Source organism: Leptotrichia sp. oral taxon 417 (assembly GCF_013394865.1).
In the GTDB taxonomy this organism is placed as follows: Bacteria; Fusobacteriota; Fusobacteriia; order Fusobacteriales; family Leptotrichiaceae; genus Leptotrichia; species Leptotrichia wadei_A.
Genome location: NZ_JABXYV010000001.1, coordinates 714278 through 732768 on the forward strand (window position 1 = coordinate 714278; position 18491 = coordinate 732768).

14 protein-coding genes and 1 other RNA gene are annotated in these 18491 nt (G+C 31.6%); all 15 read left to right on the plus strand.

Annotated elements, in window-relative coordinates; translation table 11 throughout:
* Positions 1-65 precede the first annotated feature (65 nt).
* The 15 genes from HW276_RS03430 (at position 66) to HW276_RS03500 (ending at position 18467) form a co-directional block, all read left to right on the plus strand.
* Positions 66-1583: an ABC transporter ATP-binding protein gene (locus HW276_RS03430; protein ID WP_178937418.1), complete on the plus strand. Its 1518-nt coding sequence runs from the start codon at positions 66-68 to the stop codon at positions 1581-1583.
* Positions 1576-2643, plus strand: a complete 1068-nt coding sequence (locus HW276_RS03435) for an ABC transporter permease (protein ID WP_178937419.1) — start codon at positions 1576-1578, stop codon at positions 2641-2643. Before HW276_RS03430 ends, HW276_RS03435 begins: the two co-directional genes overlap by 8 nt.
* Before the next feature lie 46 nt (positions 2644-2689).
* Positions 2690-3559 (plus strand): ABC transporter permease, encoded by an 870-nt coding sequence (locus HW276_RS03440; protein WP_178937420.1) that lies wholly within the window; start codon positions 2690-2692, stop codon positions 3557-3559.
* 37 nt (positions 3560-3596) lie between these two features.
* On the plus strand, positions 3597-4016 hold the full coding sequence (locus HW276_RS03445; RefSeq protein ID WP_178937421.1) for a hypothetical protein: 420 nt from the start codon (positions 3597-3599) through the stop codon (positions 4014-4016).
* Positions 4017-4061: 45 nt separating this feature from the next.
* Positions 4062-4817 carry a class I SAM-dependent methyltransferase gene (locus HW276_RS03450; RefSeq protein WP_178937422.1) on the plus strand — a complete coding sequence of 252 codons (756 nt, stop codon included), beginning with the start codon at positions 4062-4064 and terminating at the stop codon, positions 4815-4817.
* Positions 4818-4914: 97 nt separating this feature from the next.
* Positions 4915-5454, plus strand: a complete 540-nt coding sequence (locus HW276_RS03455; protein ID WP_178937423.1) for a DUF2716 domain-containing protein — start codon at positions 4915-4917, stop codon at positions 5452-5454.
* Between the two features lie 18 nt (positions 5455-5472).
* Entirely contained in the window at positions 5473-8310 is a 2838-nt protein-coding gene (gene uvrA, locus HW276_RS03460) for an excinuclease ABC subunit UvrA (RefSeq protein ID WP_178937424.1), read from the plus strand.
* 211 nt (positions 8311-8521) lie between these two features.
* Positions 8522-9037, plus strand: coding sequence for a DUF1439 domain-containing protein (locus tag HW276_RS03465; RefSeq protein WP_178937425.1), 516 nt, complete (start codon positions 8522-8524; stop codon positions 9035-9037).
* Between the two features lie 176 nt (positions 9038-9213).
* Positions 9214-10311: an RNA-guided endonuclease TnpB family protein gene (locus HW276_RS03470; protein WP_178937426.1), complete on the plus strand. Its 1098-nt coding sequence runs from the start codon at positions 9214-9216 to the stop codon at positions 10309-10311.
* 224 nt (positions 10312-10535) lie between these two features.
* Positions 10536-13907: a DEAD/DEAH box helicase gene (locus tag HW276_RS03475; protein WP_178937427.1), complete on the plus strand. Its 3372-nt coding sequence runs from the start codon at positions 10536-10538 to the stop codon at positions 13905-13907.
* A gap of 74 nt (positions 13908-13981) precedes the next feature.
* Positions 13982-14246: signal recognition particle sRNA large type (gene ffs, locus HW276_RS03480), an RNA gene on the plus strand.
* Positions 14247-14282: 36 nt separating this feature from the next.
* Positions 14283-15530 carry a GNAT family N-acetyltransferase gene (locus HW276_RS03485; protein WP_178937428.1) on the plus strand — a complete coding sequence of 416 codons (1248 nt, stop codon included), beginning with the start codon at positions 14283-14285 and terminating at the stop codon, positions 15528-15530.
* Positions 15531-15618: 88 nt separating this feature from the next.
* Positions 15619-16917, plus strand: a complete 1299-nt coding sequence (locus HW276_RS03490; RefSeq protein ID WP_178937429.1) for a TIGR00341 family protein — start codon at positions 15619-15621, stop codon at positions 16915-16917.
* A 218-nt stretch (positions 16918-17135) separates the two neighbouring features.
* Positions 17136-17324: a 50S ribosomal protein L32 gene (gene rpmF, locus HW276_RS03495; protein WP_018451473.1), complete on the plus strand. Its 189-nt coding sequence runs from the start codon at positions 17136-17138 to the stop codon at positions 17322-17324.
* Positions 17325-17489: 165 nt separating this feature from the next.
* Positions 17490-18467, plus strand: coding sequence for a beta-ketoacyl-ACP synthase III (locus tag HW276_RS03500; protein WP_178937430.1), 978 nt, complete (start codon positions 17490-17492; stop codon positions 18465-18467).
* Positions 18468-18491: the final 24 nt, after the last annotated feature.

Here is an 18491-nt window from a genome sequence, read left to right on the forward strand (position 1 = left end):
TAAAAAATTTTTTAAATGAATGATTTGAAATTTAAATAAAATTAATTTAAGAAGCAGGAGGAAAGATGAGCGAATATATTTTGGAGATGAAAAATATACGGAAGGAATTTTTAGGCGGGAAGATTGTTGCAAATGATGATATTACGCTGAAGGTTAAAGAGGGAGAGATTCATGCGATTGTTGGGGAAAATGGAGCTGGGAAATCCACGCTTATGAAGATTTTGAACGGGCTATATTCTCCGACTTCTGGTGAGATTTTTTACAAGGGGGAGAAAATTGACATTGACAGTCCTACAACTGCGGCAAATTTGGGAATTGGAATGGTTTATCAGCATTTTATGCTAATTGATACCTTGACAGTTGCCGAAAATATGGTTCTGGGATTTGAGCCTAAAAAAGGTGGAGTATTTTTTGACTTGAATACTGCTAGAAAGCAGGTTAGGGAAGTTTCTGAAAAATATGGCTTAAACATTGATCCAGATGCAAAGGTGTCGGATTTGTCAGTTGGGATTCATCAGAGAATTGAGATTTTGAAAGTGTTGTTTAAAGGGGCGGAACTTCTGGTGTTTGATGAGCCAAGTGCAGTGCTGACTCCGCAGGAAGTGAAGGAGCTTTATGAGATTATGAGAAATCTTATAAAGGAAAGGAAAACGATTATTTTTATTTCGCATAAATTGCAGGAAGTGCTTGATTTATCCGACAATATTACGGTTATTCGTCGTGGAAGCGATGTTGGAAAATTGAAAACTAAGGAAGCTACGAAGGAGAAAATTGCCAATCTTATGGTTGGGCGTGTTGTGCTGTTTGAAGTTAAGAGACCTGATGTGAAATTGGGAAATGTGGTTGTGAAAGTTGAGAATTTGACTGTGAAAAGAGGAGGAATTGAGAAAGTTAAGGGTGTTTCGTTTGAAATCCGTGAAGGTGAAGTGCTGGGAATAGCTGGAGTGCAGGGAAATGGACAGACTGAACTTATTGAGGCTTTGGCAGGGCTTGCAAAAGTTGACAGCGGGAAATATTTCATAGATAATGATGAGCTGGAAAACAAGACGCCAAAACTTATTAAGGAAAAGGGGCTTTCCCACATACCTGAAGACAGACACAAAAGGGCGACTATTGATGATTTTACAATGGAAGAAAATATGGCCTTGGGACTTCAGGATCAGTATTCTAAAGGAGTATTGCTGGATTATAGCGAAATTGAGAAAAAAACTAATGAATATATAGAAAAATATGATATTAGGCCAACAGATGGAAAAATCAAGTTTGGCGGGCTGTCTGGTGGAAATCAGCAGAAAGTCGTAGTAGCAAGGGAGCTGGAACGTGAAAATAAATTTATTATTGCGGCACAGCCTACAAGGGGAGTCGATATTGGTGCGATTGAGATGATTCATAATACAATTTTAAATGAAAAAACTGAGAAAAAGGCGATAATGCTTGTTTCGGCTGAGTTATCGGAAATAATGGCGTTAAGTGACAGAATTGCAGTGATGTATTCAGGAGAAATTGTAGGAATTTTGGATAGAAAAGATGCAACAACAGAAAAATTAGGAATATTAATGGCAGGAGGGAAAATAGATGATTAAAAATAAGATAAAGGATTTTCTACCATCTATAATTGCAGTATTAATCGCATTAATTATTGGTGGAATAATAATGATGACAAAGGGTGTAAATCCGTTTACAGCCTACATTGATATGATGCGGGCGGCTTTTTATCAGCCTTATCCAAGATCTCCATTATTTAGTGGACTTGCAAATACATTATTTATCGCAACTCCGTTAATATTTTCTGCACTTGCAACAATGGTAGCCTTTAAAGCGGGATTATTTAATATAGGAATGCAAGGACAGATGATTGCTGGAGGATTAGCGGCAACTTTTTGGGCAATTACATTTAAAAATTATGTTTTTGGAAATGTGCTTGTTGTAATAATTGTGGCTGTAATTGCTGGATTTTCGTGGGCTGGAATAGCAGGATTTTTGCGGGCAAAATTTGGAGTAAGTGAAGTAATCAGTACAATTATGTTAAATTATATTATGCTAGAATTACAAAATTTCCTATTAAATGGGCCTTTAAAGGATCCAACTTCACAAAATACACAATCTCCACGTGTTTTTGAAGGGGCAAGATTACCGTTACTTTTTGCAAATATTACAAGACAAAACTTAAATTTTGGTTTTATAATCGCAATTCTTTTGACAATAGGGATATTTTTCTTTTTTAAATATTTCAAAAAAGGATATGAAATAAAAGCAGTCGGACAAAGTGATACAGTTGCTGAAAATGCGGGAATTAATCCAAAATATATCATGTTTTTAGCGATGGGAATCGCTGGAGCTTGTGCTGGACTTGGTGGAGCTGAACGTGTTTTAGGAGGAGCTTCAGAATATTCATACACTGAACTTATAATGGGAGATTACGGATTTACAGGACTTGCGGTAGCACTTCTTGGAAAAAATAATCCATTTGGAATATTAGTTGCGGCAATATTTTATGCGGCACTTGAAGTTGGGGGACAAATGTTGCAGCAAAGATACCAGATTGATAAAGATATTGTATTTATTATACAAGCATTAATAATTATTTTCGTAGCATCAGAAAATTTATTTAAATTTATGCTTAATAAAAAGAAAACGGTATAAATTTAATTGTCAAATAAAAAATATTGAGTCAGAAAGGAAAAATAAAATGATTGTATTAAAACAAATATTTAATTTATTGCAGCAGACAATAATAATAGCACCTCCAATTTTAATAACGGCTGTAGGAGCGTGTATTTCTGAAAAAAGTGGAGTTATTAATATTGGACTTGAAGGAATTATGCTAAGTTCAGCGTTTGCAACGGCAGTTGTCAATATTGCTACAGGAAATCCATATTTAGGGATAATTTTTGGAGTGATAGTGGGAATCTTAATCTCACTAATTCATGCAGTAATAAGTATTAATCTTAAAGGAAATCAAATTATAAGTGGAGTTGCAATAAATTTATTTGCAGCTGCGATAACTTCATATTCTATAAAAGCCATCTATAAAACTGCTGGAAGTACTCCATTGGCAAAATCATTGGCAAATCGTCCATTAATGATAATCGTAATCTACGGAATCGCAATCGCAATGTATTTCTTCTTATACAAAACAGTTTTAGGTTTAAGAATCCGTTCAGTTGGAGAACATCCGCTAGCAGCCGACACGGTAGGAATAAGCGTTTACAAAACAAGATATATAAGCGTACTTATATCAGGAGCATTGGGAGGACTAGGAGGAGCTTATCTTACAGCAGTCCTACTCCCAGCCTTTTCAAATAACATGTCAGCAGGACGTGGATATATCGCAATGGCTGCAATGATCTTTGGAAAATGGAACCCGCTAGGAGCAATCTTGGCAAGCCTATTATTCGCTTTCGGACAAGCATTCGCCGACGTTTCCAAAACAATAGGACTCCCAATATCTCAGCAATTTTTGACAATGATACCGTATATTTTGACATTGTTGGCATTAGTTGGATTTGTAGGAAAATCGAAAGCGCCGAAGGCTTCGGGATTGCCGTATGAGAAGTAAAAAATAAATTTTAATAAAATATGATTGGAGAAAATAAATGAAAAAAATAAGTTTTTTAATAATTTTAGGAACTTTTATTAGTATTTTAGGAATGGGAGCAGAACAAAGAGTAACAATAAAACCAGGAAGTTACTGTGATGGACTTAAATATGTATTGGGTTCTGAAGATTATGATCATGGTGATAATACTGATGCATATGAGATATATTTGTTTGGTAAATGTGTAATTAATGGGAAAATTTATCGATCAAAAACAGTATGGATTGATGAAGATACTGTTGGTTCGAGATTGCAAATATATTTTGATAATTTTCAGCAATCAAATAATATAACTAATAAAATAACAAAAAAGAATAGAGTCTATTTTATACCAGGTCAAACAATGGTAAAAGAAACTGACGATTATGATGGTGAAGTTAGATGGAAAATTAATGTAAAAAAAATTCAAATAAAATAAAAAATTAGAAATTTTATAATTATTATAAAATAATTAGGAGAAGCAATGCTAAAATCTTATCAGGAAATAAATGCAAAAACAATTGACCGCTGGGTTGAAGAAGGCTGGGAATGGGGACAGCCAATTAGCCACGAAACTTATTTAAATGCTAAAAATGGTAATTGGAATGTTCTCCTAACACCAACAAATCCTGTACCTCACGAATGGTTTGGAAACTTAAAAGATAAAAAAATATTAGGACTGGCTTCTGGTGGTGGACAGCAAATGCCTATATTTAAAGCTTTGGGAGGAAACTGCACTGTTTTGGATTATTCAGATAAACAGCTGGAAGCTGAAAAAATGGTTGCAGAACGTGAAAAATATGAAATAGAAATTATCAAAGCCGATATGACAAAAAAATTACCATTTTCAGATAACAGTTTTGACATAATTTTTCATCCAGTAAGCAACTCCTATATCGAAAAAGTTGAACCGGTATTTAAAGAATGCTACAGAATTTTGAAAAAAGGTGGAATTTTATTGTGCGGCTTGGATATTGGAACAAATTATACTGTAGATGAAAAGGAAGAAAAAATCATCAATAGTCTTCCATTCAACCCATTAGTCAACGAAGAGCAAAGAAAACAGCTGGAAGAACAGGACTGTGGAATTCAATTTTCCCACACAATATCAGAACAGATAGGTGGACAATTGAAAGCTGGATTTAAATTAACAGATATTTATGATGATACAAATGGATTTGGAAGGTTGCATGAACTTAATATTGCAAGTTTCGTGGCAACAAGAGCAATAAAAGAATAAAAATGAAAAAGCTGTTTTGTAAGTTTTTCAAAAATAACTGACTTATGAAGCAGTCTTTTTTTTTGTAAAAAATTTTTATGGACTGGAGTATAAAAAAATGGTAATATTAGATGATGAAGAATATAATAAAGTTTGGGATATAGTTTACGATAGATTTAATTTTAATCCCAGTGTTGATAAAAAAGAAATAGCATTTGAATTTAAAGAACCATATATAGTTTATGATATTAGTTATCATTATGAAAATCTAGAGAAAATTGAAGGATTTGTAGATTGGGGATTTAAAAAAGAAATTCGTGATAAAATAACGGAAATTTTTTTGAAATGTACTAAGGAAAATGAGGAATTGTATGCATTGGATTGGCATCATTCTTGCTTTAGATATAATCCTCGTATTAAAGATGAGCCTAAAATTATAGAAGTTAAAGATGAACGCTACTGGGGTGGCGGGTATAATGCATATTTTCCAACATATTGTCCAAATGGAGATTATTATTTTTTTATAGATGTTAATTTTCACTTTGGATATTTAGGACATCCTTGGCAACAAAAGGTTTGGATATATGGAAAAAAATTGATTGAAGAATTTAAAAAAGCTGATTTAGAGGGATTTAAGTTAATTGAGGAGAAAAATTAGAGAGGAACATTGAAGAGAATGAAAGACAACAAAATAAAGATTACTGGAGCTAGAGAGCATAATTTACAAAATATTGATATTGAGATTCCAAAAAATGAGCTGGTTGTAATTACTGGGGTTTCTGGGAGTGGGAAGTCTTCACTTGCGTTTGATACGATTTATTCAGAAGGGCAGAGAAGGTATGTTGAGAGCTTGTCGGCTTATGCGAGAATGTTTATTGGGCAGATGAAGAAACCTGAATTAGATAGTATTGAAGGGCTTTCTCCTGCGATTTCGATTGAACAGAAAAGTGTGTCGAAAAATCCTCGTTCGACTGTTGGTACAACTACTGAAATTTATGACTATATGCGGCTTTTGTGGGCACATATTGGAGAGGCACATTGTCCGATTTGTCATAGAAAAGTGGAAAAACAGTCGATTCAGGAAATTGTCGATAATTTGATGAGTTCTAGAAAAGAAAAGGATAAAATGATAATTTTGTCACCAGTTGTGATTGATAAAAAGGGAACTCATAAAAATTTGTTTTTGAATTTGCAGAAAAGAGGGTTTCAAAGAGTTCGAGTGAATGGTGATATTCTTGACTTGGGTGATGAAATTGTTTTGGATAAGAATAAAAGGCATCATATTGAAGTTGTTGTTGATAGAGTTGTGTTTAAGGCGGATAATAAGGAGTTTTTGAGTCGATTGACAGAGGCAATTGAAACTGCGAGTGAGCTTTCTGATGGGAAAATAATTGTGAATATTAATGGAGAAGATAACAAATTTAGTGAGAATTTTTCTTGTCCAGACCATCCAGATGTTGTATTTCCAGATGTTGTGCCAAGACTTTTTTCGTTTAATGCACCATATGGAGCTTGTGAAGTTTGTAATGGGCTTGGTTCGAGATTGGAAGTTGACGAGAATAAATTAATTGTTGATGAGAATTTGTCAATTAATGAAGGCGGGATAATTTTTCCAGGAGCGACGACTAAAAAGGGCTGGAACTGGGATTTATTCATAGCGATGGCAAAGGCACATAAAATCGACTTGGATAAAAAGGTTTCTAAATTGACTCGAAAAGAAAAAGATGTGATTTTTTATGGAAGTGATAAGCAATTTAAATTTTCTTGGAGCGGAGACAGTTTTAGCTATAATGGAAAACGAGGATTTGAAGGGATTGTGCATGGAATTGAACGAAGATACAAGGAAACTGCTTCTGAATCAGCAAGAGAAGAGATGGAAGCAAAATATATGACAGAGAGAACTTGTAAAACTTGTCACGGGAAACGGCTTAAAGATGTTGTATTGGCAATAACGGTAAATGATAAGAGTATTATTGACCTGACTGAGGTGAGTGTTGTTGATGCACTTGATTTTTATGAAAAAATTCAGCTTACGGAAAAACAAATACAGATTGCAGCTGAAATTTTGAAGGAAATAAAAGAACGGCTAAAATTTATGATAAATGTTGGGCTTGATTACTTGAGTCTTGCTAGAATGACGAAAACGCTGTCTGGTGGAGAATCGCAAAGAATTAGGCTTGCAACTCAAATTGGAAGTAGGCTTACTGGCGTGATTTATGTGCTTGACGAGCCGAGTATTGGACTTCATCAGAGGGATAATGACAAGTTACTTACGACTTTGAAAGATTTGCGTGATATTGGGAATAGCTTGATAGTTGTAGAGCATGATGAGGATACGATGAGAGAAGCGGATTATTTAATTGACATAGGTCCAGGTGCTGGAATTAATGGAGGAAAGGTTGTAGCACAAGGAACGCCAAAACAAGTTATGAGAAACAAAAAATCATTGACAGCACAATATTTGAACGGAAAAATTAAAATTGAAGTGCCTGAAAAAAGAAGAAAAGCGAGTAAAGAAATTGTTTTGAAAAATGCAAAAGGAAATAATTTGAAAAATGTGACTGCACATATTCCTCTTGAAGTTTTGACGGTCGTGACAGGAGTTTCAGGAAGCGGGAAGTCGACATTGATTAATCAGACATTGTTTCCGGAGCTTCACAACAGGCTGAATAAAGGGAAACTGTATCCACTTGAAAATGGTGGAATAGATGGGATTGAAAACTTGGAAAAAGTGATCGATATTGACCAGTCGCCGATTGGAAGAACGCCGAGATCGAATACTGCGACATATACGAAAATTTTTGATGATATTCGTGATTTATTTGCACAGACAAACGATGCGAAAGTGCGTGGATACACGAAAGGAAGATTTTCATTTAATGTAAAAGGTGGACGATGTGAAGCGTGTAGCGGTGCTGGAATTAATAAAATTGAAATGAATTTCTTGCCAGATGTTTATGTGGAATGTGAAGTTTGTAAAGGAAAACGATACAATCGAGAAACATTAGAAGTTCAGTACAAAGGAAAAAGTATCGCAGATGTGCTAGAAATGACAGTTGAAGAAGCATACGAATTTTTCAAAAATATTCCGTCACTTGAGAGAAAATTACAAACATTGATGGATGTAGGAATGAATTACATTCAATTAGGACAACCTGCGACAACTCTTTCAGGTGGAGAAGCTCAACGGATAAAACTTGCGACTGAATTATCAAAAATGTCAAGAGGAAAAACCATTTACATTTTGGACGAACCTACGACAGGACTTCACTTTGAAGATATAAGAAAATTATTAGAAGTGTTAAACAGATTGGTTGATAAAGGGAATACAGTCTTAGTAATTGAGCATAATTTGGATGTAATTAAGGTTGCGGATCACATTATTGATATAGGACCTGAAGGTGGTTACAAAGGTGGACAGATTATTGCAGAAGGGACTCCTGAAGAAATTGCAGAGAATGAAGGGTCTTGGACTGGGAAGTTTTTGAAGAAATATTTGAAAAAAGATTCTTGATGGAATTTTGTAGCAAGTGATAAGAGTAAATTTCATCAAATAGTCAGTGAATAAAATAAAATTTTGGAGTTAAAAGATAAAACTAATTTGAAAAATATGAAATAATAAATAATATTTTGTATGATTAACTAGAATAGTTTTAGTCATAAAAGTTTAAAAATACTATTTTTAAGACTAGATTATAAAAAAGAAAAGGAGAATGGAATTGGTTATGAAAAAAAGAAATTTATTTTTTAAAATGGCATTAGTTATGATTATAACGGTATTCGGAATAATTTCTTGCGATTTTTTGGCAAATAAGACATTAAGAGTGCCAGATTCTATGATTACAAAGGAATTGAACAAGAAATTTCCGATTGAAAAGAATTTTCTGCTGGGGAAAGTTGGACTTAAAAGTCCTGTGATGAGTTTTGCGGGAGATAGACTTTACTTTACAGCTGATTATGATGTTTCACTTTTGGCGGGAAAAGCGAAGGGGAAAGTATTTTTGAATAGTCAAGTGAAATTTGATCCAAAAACAAATAAGGTATATTTAGTGGATTTGGATGTTACTAAAGTTACTGATGAAAAGGGTAATAAAATAGATGATTCGGTTATGGCAAAATCACTGAAAGCGCTTATTTCAAATTATTTGGAAACTAATGAAGTTTATACTTATGATGATGACAAAAAAGTTAAAGTAAAAAATATGTTTATAAAAGATGGAAAACTATTTGTTCAAACTTAATAAATATTTTAACAAAAAGATAGCAAGAAGTCGTAGGCTTTCTATAAGTGGGAGATGAATTGCTTTTTTTGTAAAAAAAATTGAAAAAAGGATACATCCATGATAAAATTTTTGTATAAAATATTGAAGAGAAATCATTAAAAATAATATTCAAAATCAAAAGGAGGTGTAATTGTATGAAATATAATTTAGCATTCAAATACAGAATTTATCCAAATAAGGAGCAGGAGTTGTTGAGAAACAAGACTTTTGGATGTGTTCGTTTTGTTTACAATACGATTTTGTATGCTGCAAATAAATTTTATGAGGAAACTGGGAAAAATAAAATAATTACACCTGCCAGTTTGAAGAGTGAAAATCAATTTTTGAAAGAAGTAGATAGTCTAGCACTTTCAAATGCACAATTGAATGTAAGACGATCATTTACGAATTTTTTTCAGAAAAGAGCGAAGTTTCCAAAGTTCAAATCTAAAAAGAATAATGTTAAAAGTTACACGACAAATTGTGTGAACAATTCGATACGAATTGAGGAAAACAAGTATTTGGTTTTGCCAAAATTGAAAAGAGTAAAATTGAAATATCATAGAGAAATACCAAAGAATTATAGAATAAAGTCGGTAACACTAATAAATAGTAATGGAAATTATTATGTTTCTATCTTGACAGAATTTGAAAAAGAAATTCAAAAAAACCCAAGTAATGATAAAGTAATTGGACTTGATTTTTCAATGTCTGAGTTATTTGTCAGTTCTGAAAACCAAAGGGCTGATTATCCAAGATATTTTAGGATGTTGGAAGAAGAATTGAAAAAATTACAAAAATCATTGTCAAGAAAAGTGAAATTTTCTAAAAATTGGTATAAGCAAAAAATGAAAATATCAAAATTGCATGAGTATATTAAAAATTGTCGAAGAGATTTTTTGCATAAATTATCAAAAAAATTGTCTGAAGTATATGATGCTGTGGTTGTTGAGGATTTGAATATGAAAGGGATGAGCCAGGCATTAAATTTTGGTAAAAGTGTAGGAGATAATGGATGGGGAATGTTTTTGAGGATGCTTGAGTACAAATTGATGTTTTTAGGAAAACAATTTTTAAAAATAGATAAGTGGTTTCCGTCGTCGAAAACTTGCAGTAAATGTGGAAATGTTAAAGAGGAACTGAAGTTATCAGAAAGAAGCTATAAATGTGAGTGCTGTGGGATTGAGATTGATAGAGATTATAATGCAGCACTGAATATAAAAAACATTGGGAAATTGATGTTGAAATATTAGAAAAATAAAAAAAGACAGGGTAGGAACTACCCGAAGAGCTTGGTAAATATATTTGGCTAGCAAAAGCAGATACTTCCCAAGAAGCTCCCGCTTCTAAAAGCGGGAGTAGTTCACATTACGGCAAAGTTTCAGTTTTGCCGTTTTTTTTGTTGAAAAAACGAAAATTCTTTGGTAAGATAATATTTAGTGTGAATTGAGAGTATTTTTTGAAAGGAAAGTAAAAGTTGGAAGGAATATTTGACAGATTGAGAAAATTAACTGCTTTGTCTATTGTGAATAGGGGAGTTGAGTATTTTAATAAGCAAAAAGTAAAATTAATGTTGTTTATGAAAAAAGATGATAAAATAGTGGTGGAATCACAAGTTGATGGAAATTATAGAAATGCCTACAATGTTAATATAACTTATTTTTATGAAGATGGAAAGCCAGATAACAGAATTATATATAGTTGTGACTGTCCTAACTTTAAAGAGACAAAAAAGCCTTGCAAACATATTATTGCGACTGGGATGGCTGCGGATGCTGAAGTTAAGGCTGAGAATATTTATTTTAAGGAAAATAGGGAATTTAAAAGAGAAAAAGAAGATAAAAGTAGCAGTAATCGTATAAAAATTGCAGAAGATGAAGTGTATGATGAAATTCTTAGAGAAGATGAAAAAATTTTAGGAAAAAAAGAAGAAAATACTTATGAGAAGATTGAAGGAAAAGAAATTAAAGAGTTTAGGGAAAAACTGGAAAAATTAAAAAAAAGAATTGATAAAACTAAGATTTCATATTCAGAAAAAAACGAGTATAAGCTGGCACTTGAAATAGAGCAATTATCATCTACAGTATCAACGTTGAGAGTAAAGGCGGGAGAAAAAAGTTTAAATTATATAAAGGATTTAGAATCTTTTGTTTATTCAGTAGAAAATGAGCAGTTTTATGAAATTACTCAAAAAAATATTTATAATCCAGATTTGCATTATTTTAATGAAATAGATAAAAAAGTGATAAAAAATCTTGGCAACTATTTTAAGAAAAAAAATGAATTTGGAATGAATTTTAATAATAATAATTATTATTATTATGGAAAGCCACAAGGTGAAATAATGAATCCAATGCTGGCAGAACAGATATTTTCAGCCATAGAAAATAAAAAGACAATAAGATCTGGCAGCAAGACAATTTATGTGACTGGAGAATACGAGCCAATATTTGCATTTCAAAAAGATGAGAATGGAAATAAAAAAATAATTATAAGAAATTTTACAGTTTTATCACCAACAAGTCGTTATTTTACTTTAAAAAATGGTGTGTCAAATATTGAAAAATTTCATAAAATGAGTGATGCAGAGTGGGAAATAATGAATACTCTTACAGATGGAACTAGAAAAGGGACAGAATATCTGAATGAAATATCAGGAAAGCTGTTTGATGAAATAAAGGAAGTGCTATCAAAATATGAAATTCCAATTGCTAAGGTTACGGAAAATTATGGAACGGTAAATATTTTTGTAGAGGAAGGCAATGGGAAAAATAAACTTCAAGTAACGATTTCCTGCCTTGAGGAAAGTATTAGGACAGATGATGGCTATTTTATTCCTAAAAAAAATAAAAAACTTCAAAGGGAAATTTCTGAAGATTTTCAAAAATATGCAGATGCTCAGATTATTGAGTTAGAGTATAGAATGTATGTTGGATTTAGGGCAAAGCAGTTAAAGTCGGATGACATTGTACTAGTGATTGATAGAAATGAATTTTTAGCAATGGCTGATATTATTGATGAAAAATATTCAGAAAAGGTGAATATTAATGTGAGTGATAAAATAAAAAAAGTTCGTAAAATTGGTGTGGATATTAATATAAGATCTGTTGAAAATGAACTTTTTAGTGTAAATTTCAATATTGAGGGAATTGATGAGAAGGATGTTGAAACAGTTCTGGAATCGGTAAGAAATGAAGAGAAATTTGTGACATTGTCAAGCGGTGAACTTGTAAAAATTGCCAATAGGAGCACTGAAGAAATGGTTGGAATCGTTGATGCAATGAACGATTTGAGAATCGGTGAAAATAAAATTTCTAAAATAAAGGCATTGCAGCTGGCACAGGTTTCTAGCAGTATTAACAAGGAATTGAATGAAATTGAGGAATTTAAGCAGCTTTTTCAGAAAATAAAAAAACGTGAAAATAAAGAGCCATCAAACATAAAGGTAAAATTATTTCCATATCAGCAAATTGGGTTTAATTGGCTTAAAAATATGTATGATATTGGATTTGGCGGAATTTTGGCGGATGATATGGGACTTGGGAAAACTTTGCAGGCGATTTCGCTTATTTCGGAAATTCAGCTGGAAAATGAGGATTTGCTTGGAATAATTATTGTTCCGACTTCGCTTTTACATAACTGGAAGGAGGAGTTTTATAAATTTTCGGATATAAAGCCGATTCTTGTAGAAGGAAATGCTGAAACAAGGAAAGAATTGATTGAAAAAACTGAAAGAGGAATTTTGATAACGACTTATCAAACTTTTAGAAATGATGTGAAAAATTATAACGATAAGAAATTTGATGTGGCGATATTGGATGAAGCACAAAATATAAAAAATGTATCTTCTCTTGTAAAAAAAGCGACAAGTAAGTTAAAAAGCACTGTAAACTTTGCTTTGACAGGTACTCCAATTGAAAACAGCATTATGGAACTTTGGTCGATTTTTGACTTTATTTTGCCTGGTTATCTTGATAATATAACAAAATTTAGAAAAAAATATAAAAATTCCTTAAATAATCCAGATTCAAAAAAAATATTTAATTTGAAAAATATCGTTTCTCCATTTATTCTGCGAAGAACAAAAAATGAAGTGCTGACAGAATTACCTGAAAAAGTTGAAAATAATATGATTGTAGAATTGAGCAAAGAGCAGAAAAAGCTGTATATGGCTTATGTTAAAAGGGCGAAGAAGGAGCTTAGGGAATTTGACAAGGAGGAAAATAACAATCTAAAAGTTCTGGCAATTTTGACAAAATTACGGCAAATTTGCAATTCTCCACAATTATTTGATGAGAATTATACTGGTGAAGTTGCTAAAATTGAATTATTGAGGGAAATGATACCAGATATTTTAGAAAATGGTCATAGAATGATTATTTTTTCACAATTTTTAGGAACATTGGAGGAAATAAAGGAGGAATTGAAAAAGGAAAACGTAGAATATTTTTACATTGATGGAAGCGTAAAGTCCAAAGAACGAATGGAAATTTCTAAAAAATTCAATTCAGGCGAAGGGCAAGTTGTCTTAATTTCGCTAAAAGCTGGAGGAACAGGACTAAATTTAATTGGAGCAGATGTCGTAATTCACTATGATCCATGGTGGAATTTTGCTGTGGAAAATCAGGCAAGCGATAGAGCCCACAGAATTGGTCAGAAAAAGAGTGTTCAAGTTATTAAGCTTATAACTGAAGGAACAATTGAGGAAAAAATAATAAAAATTCAGGAGAATAAGCGGGCTTTGAGTGAAAATATCTTAGGGAAAGATAGCGGAAATAATAAGGATTCAAATGAAATTTTTGAGATGGATGAGAAGGAATTGATGGAGCTTTTGAGTTTTGAGAAATAATTTATTTAATAAAATAAAAAAAATAATTTCTTATAATGTTGACAATTCTGAGAAAAAGTGATATACTAATTAAGTCATACTAGCCGGGGAGTTAGCGGTGCCCTGTATCTACAACCCGCTTTAGTAGAGGTGATGTCAAATTTGAGGGAAGTTTTAGTGTCAACGTCTTATTTCAAGAGTGTTGAGAAAATAGTCCCATATTGTAGAGAGTTAGCGAAACGTGTCAGGTCGGGAACGAAGCAGCACTAAGTTAATTTCTTTAGGTTTATGGGGTAGCTGTTTTTGAGTTTTTGACTTAAGAAACGGATGGTAGAACCTTTTCGAGAGTTTGACGTATGACTTTTTATTTTTTTTTAACTACAGACGGAGGTTTCAATGAAAGTAGTCGAGTGGGATAAAAAAGGGAATATTGGTAATATTTTAATAGACATATTGGAGGCAGATCCAAAATTTTCTTTTAATAAGAAAAAGGAAGATATATTTTTTTTATGCAATAATGAAGATTTATACGGTTATGCAGTTCTTAGTTTAGGTAATATTGCAGAACTGAAAAAAATATTTATTTTACCGAAATTGAGAAATAATGGATATGGGACGTTTTTTTTGAAACATATGATTAATTGGCTTACAAATAGAAATTTTGATTCACTAATCGTAACTAATCATAAAAAAATGAATAATTTTCTTGAAAAACAGCGGTTTATAAGAACACAAGACGGATATATCTTGAATAATTTAAGAGAAGGAAAAAAGCAGGAAGAAAATATGCTTTTTATTTCAAAATTTGCAATTTGTGTAAATATTATTTTAGCTTTTTTAAAAATTGCAGCTGGAAAGATTTTTTTCAGTATGTCGCTGCTTTCAGATGGGTTAAATTCACTTTCAGATTTGATTACAAATGTTTTGGTCATTGTAGGCTTAAAAGTTGGAAGCAATCCTGAAGATAAGGAGCATCCTTTTGGGCATGGAAAGATAGAGTCGGTTTTTAGTGTAATAATCGGGACATTTATAATGATAACGGCTTTTGAGCTGATAAAGGATAATTTTTCAAAATTGACATCTCTTAGCAGTGAAAGTAATTTGAAGATTACAGTTATTCCAATAATTGTAACAATTTTAGCGATATTAATAAAAATATTTCAATTGTCTTTTATGAAAAAAAGGGTAAAAAAATATAATAATTCATTAATAAATTCGTTGCTTACAGATTATAATTCAGATATTGTAATTTCTGTTTCTGTTTTAGCCGGACTGTTTTTATCAAGGATTCATCCTGTATTTGACACAATTGTAGGATTTATCGTGTCAATCTATATTATAAAAAGCGGTTATGAGCTAATAAAGGAAAATTCATTAATATTGCTGGATTCACAAGATGATGAATTAATCGAAAAAATACGTTCTGAAATATTGCAGTTTAAAGAAATTGAAAATGCACATGACTTTAGAATGACTACTTCTGGGAAGGATATTTATGTGTTTGCAGATGTAAGAATGGATAAAAATAAGACTATTGAAGAGGCACATGAAGTTACAAATAGGATTTCAAAAAAAATTAAGCATAAATATAAAAATGTAAAGAGAGTGCTGATTCATATTGAGCCTATGTATGAAGATGATTAAGTTTGCTGGAATAAAAAAACTGTACTTATCGTATTTTTAGACTTTTACAAATGACTATAATATAAAAATATAAAGGAGATATAGTAAAATGATAGAAAAAATAAAACATGAGAAATATAAAATTTTAAAACGAAATATTATTGAAGATTCTGATTTTACAAAGGAAACGATGTTTATTCTTATTTGTGCAATGATTATTGCTTCGATAGGTTTAAATACAAATTCTGTTGCTGTAATTATTGGAGCTATGCTGATTTCACCATTAATGTCGCCAATTCAATCAATAGGATTGGGGCTGTCAAATGGAAATTTAAAAAGAGTCTATACGTCGCTTTTTAGGCTGGGAATTTTTATATTAATAAGTGTGATAAGTTCCACTTTTTATTTTTTAGTAAGCCCTATAAATGAAGCAACTCCGCAAATATTAGCTCGAACTTCTCCAACTTTATGGGATGTATTAATTGCAATTTTTGGTGGAATTGCAGGAGTAATTGGAAAAACGGAGGAAGATGGCGGAAATGTTGTTCCTGGAGTAGCAATTGCAACTGCATTAATGCCGCCTTTATGTGTAATAGGATTTGGAATTGCTCATGGGAATCTCAAAATTTTTCTTGGAGCAGGATATTTATTTATAATAAATGTATTTTTTATAATGATGGCAACATTAGTTGGTTTGATAATATATTCTGGAAATATTTTTGAAGCAGGACATAAAATTTCAATAAAAAAGCAAATAATATTTTATATAGGAAGTTTAATTGTAATTGTTCCAAGTATATATACAGCGGCAACTTTGGTTCAGGATACAGCAACTGAAAATTCATTAAAAAAATTTATTTCAAAGGAATTAAATAATCATTATGTTTTTGATAATTCTGTTAATAAAAAAGATAAAACTGTTACTTTAAAAATTGTAGGAGAGGCTTTTAAAAAACAGGATATTGAAAAATTAGAAAAAAAACTGGAAAAATATAAATTGAAAAACTACAAATTAAAAATACAGCAGTTATCAAATGAAAAATATTTGACAGCACAGGACTTATCAAAATATTTAAATGAAGAAAAAACAAAAGAAAATACAGAAAGCGTTGCATTACCAAGTAAAAATGAAGATCAGGCAATTTTGGAAAGTGATTTAAAAACTGTTGAAAACGTTTTGTATAAAAATTTTTCAAATAGCATTAGTGGAGTTAAAATTGGGAAACTGATAGATACAAATAATAATGAAAACTTTGTTGTTTTAGTTATTGGAAATGAAACAATGACAGATGAAATTTCTGAAAAAATAAAAAATCTTGAGTTTAATACTGAGAAAAAATATGAAATTATTATTGAAAAAAATAAGCAAGAGAAAGTTAATGCAATATCTAAAGAAAATCAAAAATAAATTTTTGAAAAAAGTAAAATAATAGAAATTCAATAAAAGTTAGAAAAATAATAAAAAATCTTGTGAATAAATGGAAAAAATAGATTAAAGCCTTGACAAATAGCTTTAGATTTATTATAATAGTTTGTATAATGTAAAAAATTATAAGTTTTATAATTCTTTTTACAATGTTAGATTGAAGTATTAATAATATAAAATTTGAAAGGAGTCGATAAATAATGGCAGTACCTAAGAAAAGAACTTCTAAAGCAAAAAGAAATATGAGAAGATCACATGATTCAATTAAAGCTCCAAATATTATTGTAGAAGCTGACGGATCAATTAGAAGACCACACAGATTAAACTTGGAAACAGGAGTTTACAGAGGTAGACAAGTAATAGCTAATGAAGCTACGGAAGCTGAATAGTTTTTCAAAGCAGGATTTATGTCTTGCTTTTTTTTTGATTTTTTAATTTGATAATTTTTTCGTTTTGCAGTTGTATTTTTAAGTTTTTTGTGATAGACTTTAGTAGAATAATTTTAAATTTGAAAAATATAAATGGGAAAAATAAAAATAAATCTGAGGTGAGATATGAAAGTTGGGATTTTAGGAACAGGATCTTATGTGCCTGAAAAGATAATGACAAATGATGATTTGGCAAGGATTGTGGATACAAATGATGAATGGATAACAGTTAGAACTGGTATCAAGGAAAGAAGAATTGCAGATGAAAATGAAGCTACATCTGATTTGGCATTTAGAGCTGCTGAAAAGGCAATTGAAGATGCGGGAATAGATAAAAATGAGATTGACTTAGTTATTGTTGCAACAATGACTCCAGATTATGGGACACCATCAACTGCGGCATTAGTTCAGGATAAATTGGGAATAAATGCGGCGGCATTTGATTTAGGTGCGGCTTGTACAGGATTTGTTTATGCCTATTCAGCTGGACATAGCTTTATTGCGGCTGGACTTTATAAAAAAGTGCTTGTTATTGGGGCAGAAACAATGTCAAGAGTAGTTGACTGGACAGACAGGGGAACTTGTATCCTATTTGGAGATGGTGCAGGAGCTGTTGTGCTTGGAGAAGTGGAAAATGGAGGATATTTGGCAAGTCATCTTGTGGCTGACGGTTCTGGAGCAAGTGAACTTTTAGTGCCTGCTGGTGGAACTAAAGAGCCTGTATCAAAGGAAAAAATTGAAAGCAAGGATATTTACTTGAAAATGAATGGAAGAGAGATATTTAAATTTGCAGTAAGAGTATTTCCAGAAACAGTTGAAAATGTACTGGAACAAGCTGGAATTACTGCAGATGATGTTGATTTATTTATTCCGCATCAAGCAAATATTAGAATTATTGAGTCGATTGCAAAACGATTTAAGCAGCCGCTAGATAAGTTTTTTGTAAATTTGAATAAATATGGAAATACTTCGGCAGGATCAATTCCGATAGCTCTTGATGAGGCAATAAAGGAAGGAAAACTTAAAAAAGGAGATAAGTTTGTTGCTACTGGATTTGGTGGAGGACTGACTTACGGTTCGATTATGGTTGAAATTTCAAAATAATAATTTATAAATATATGATTAAAA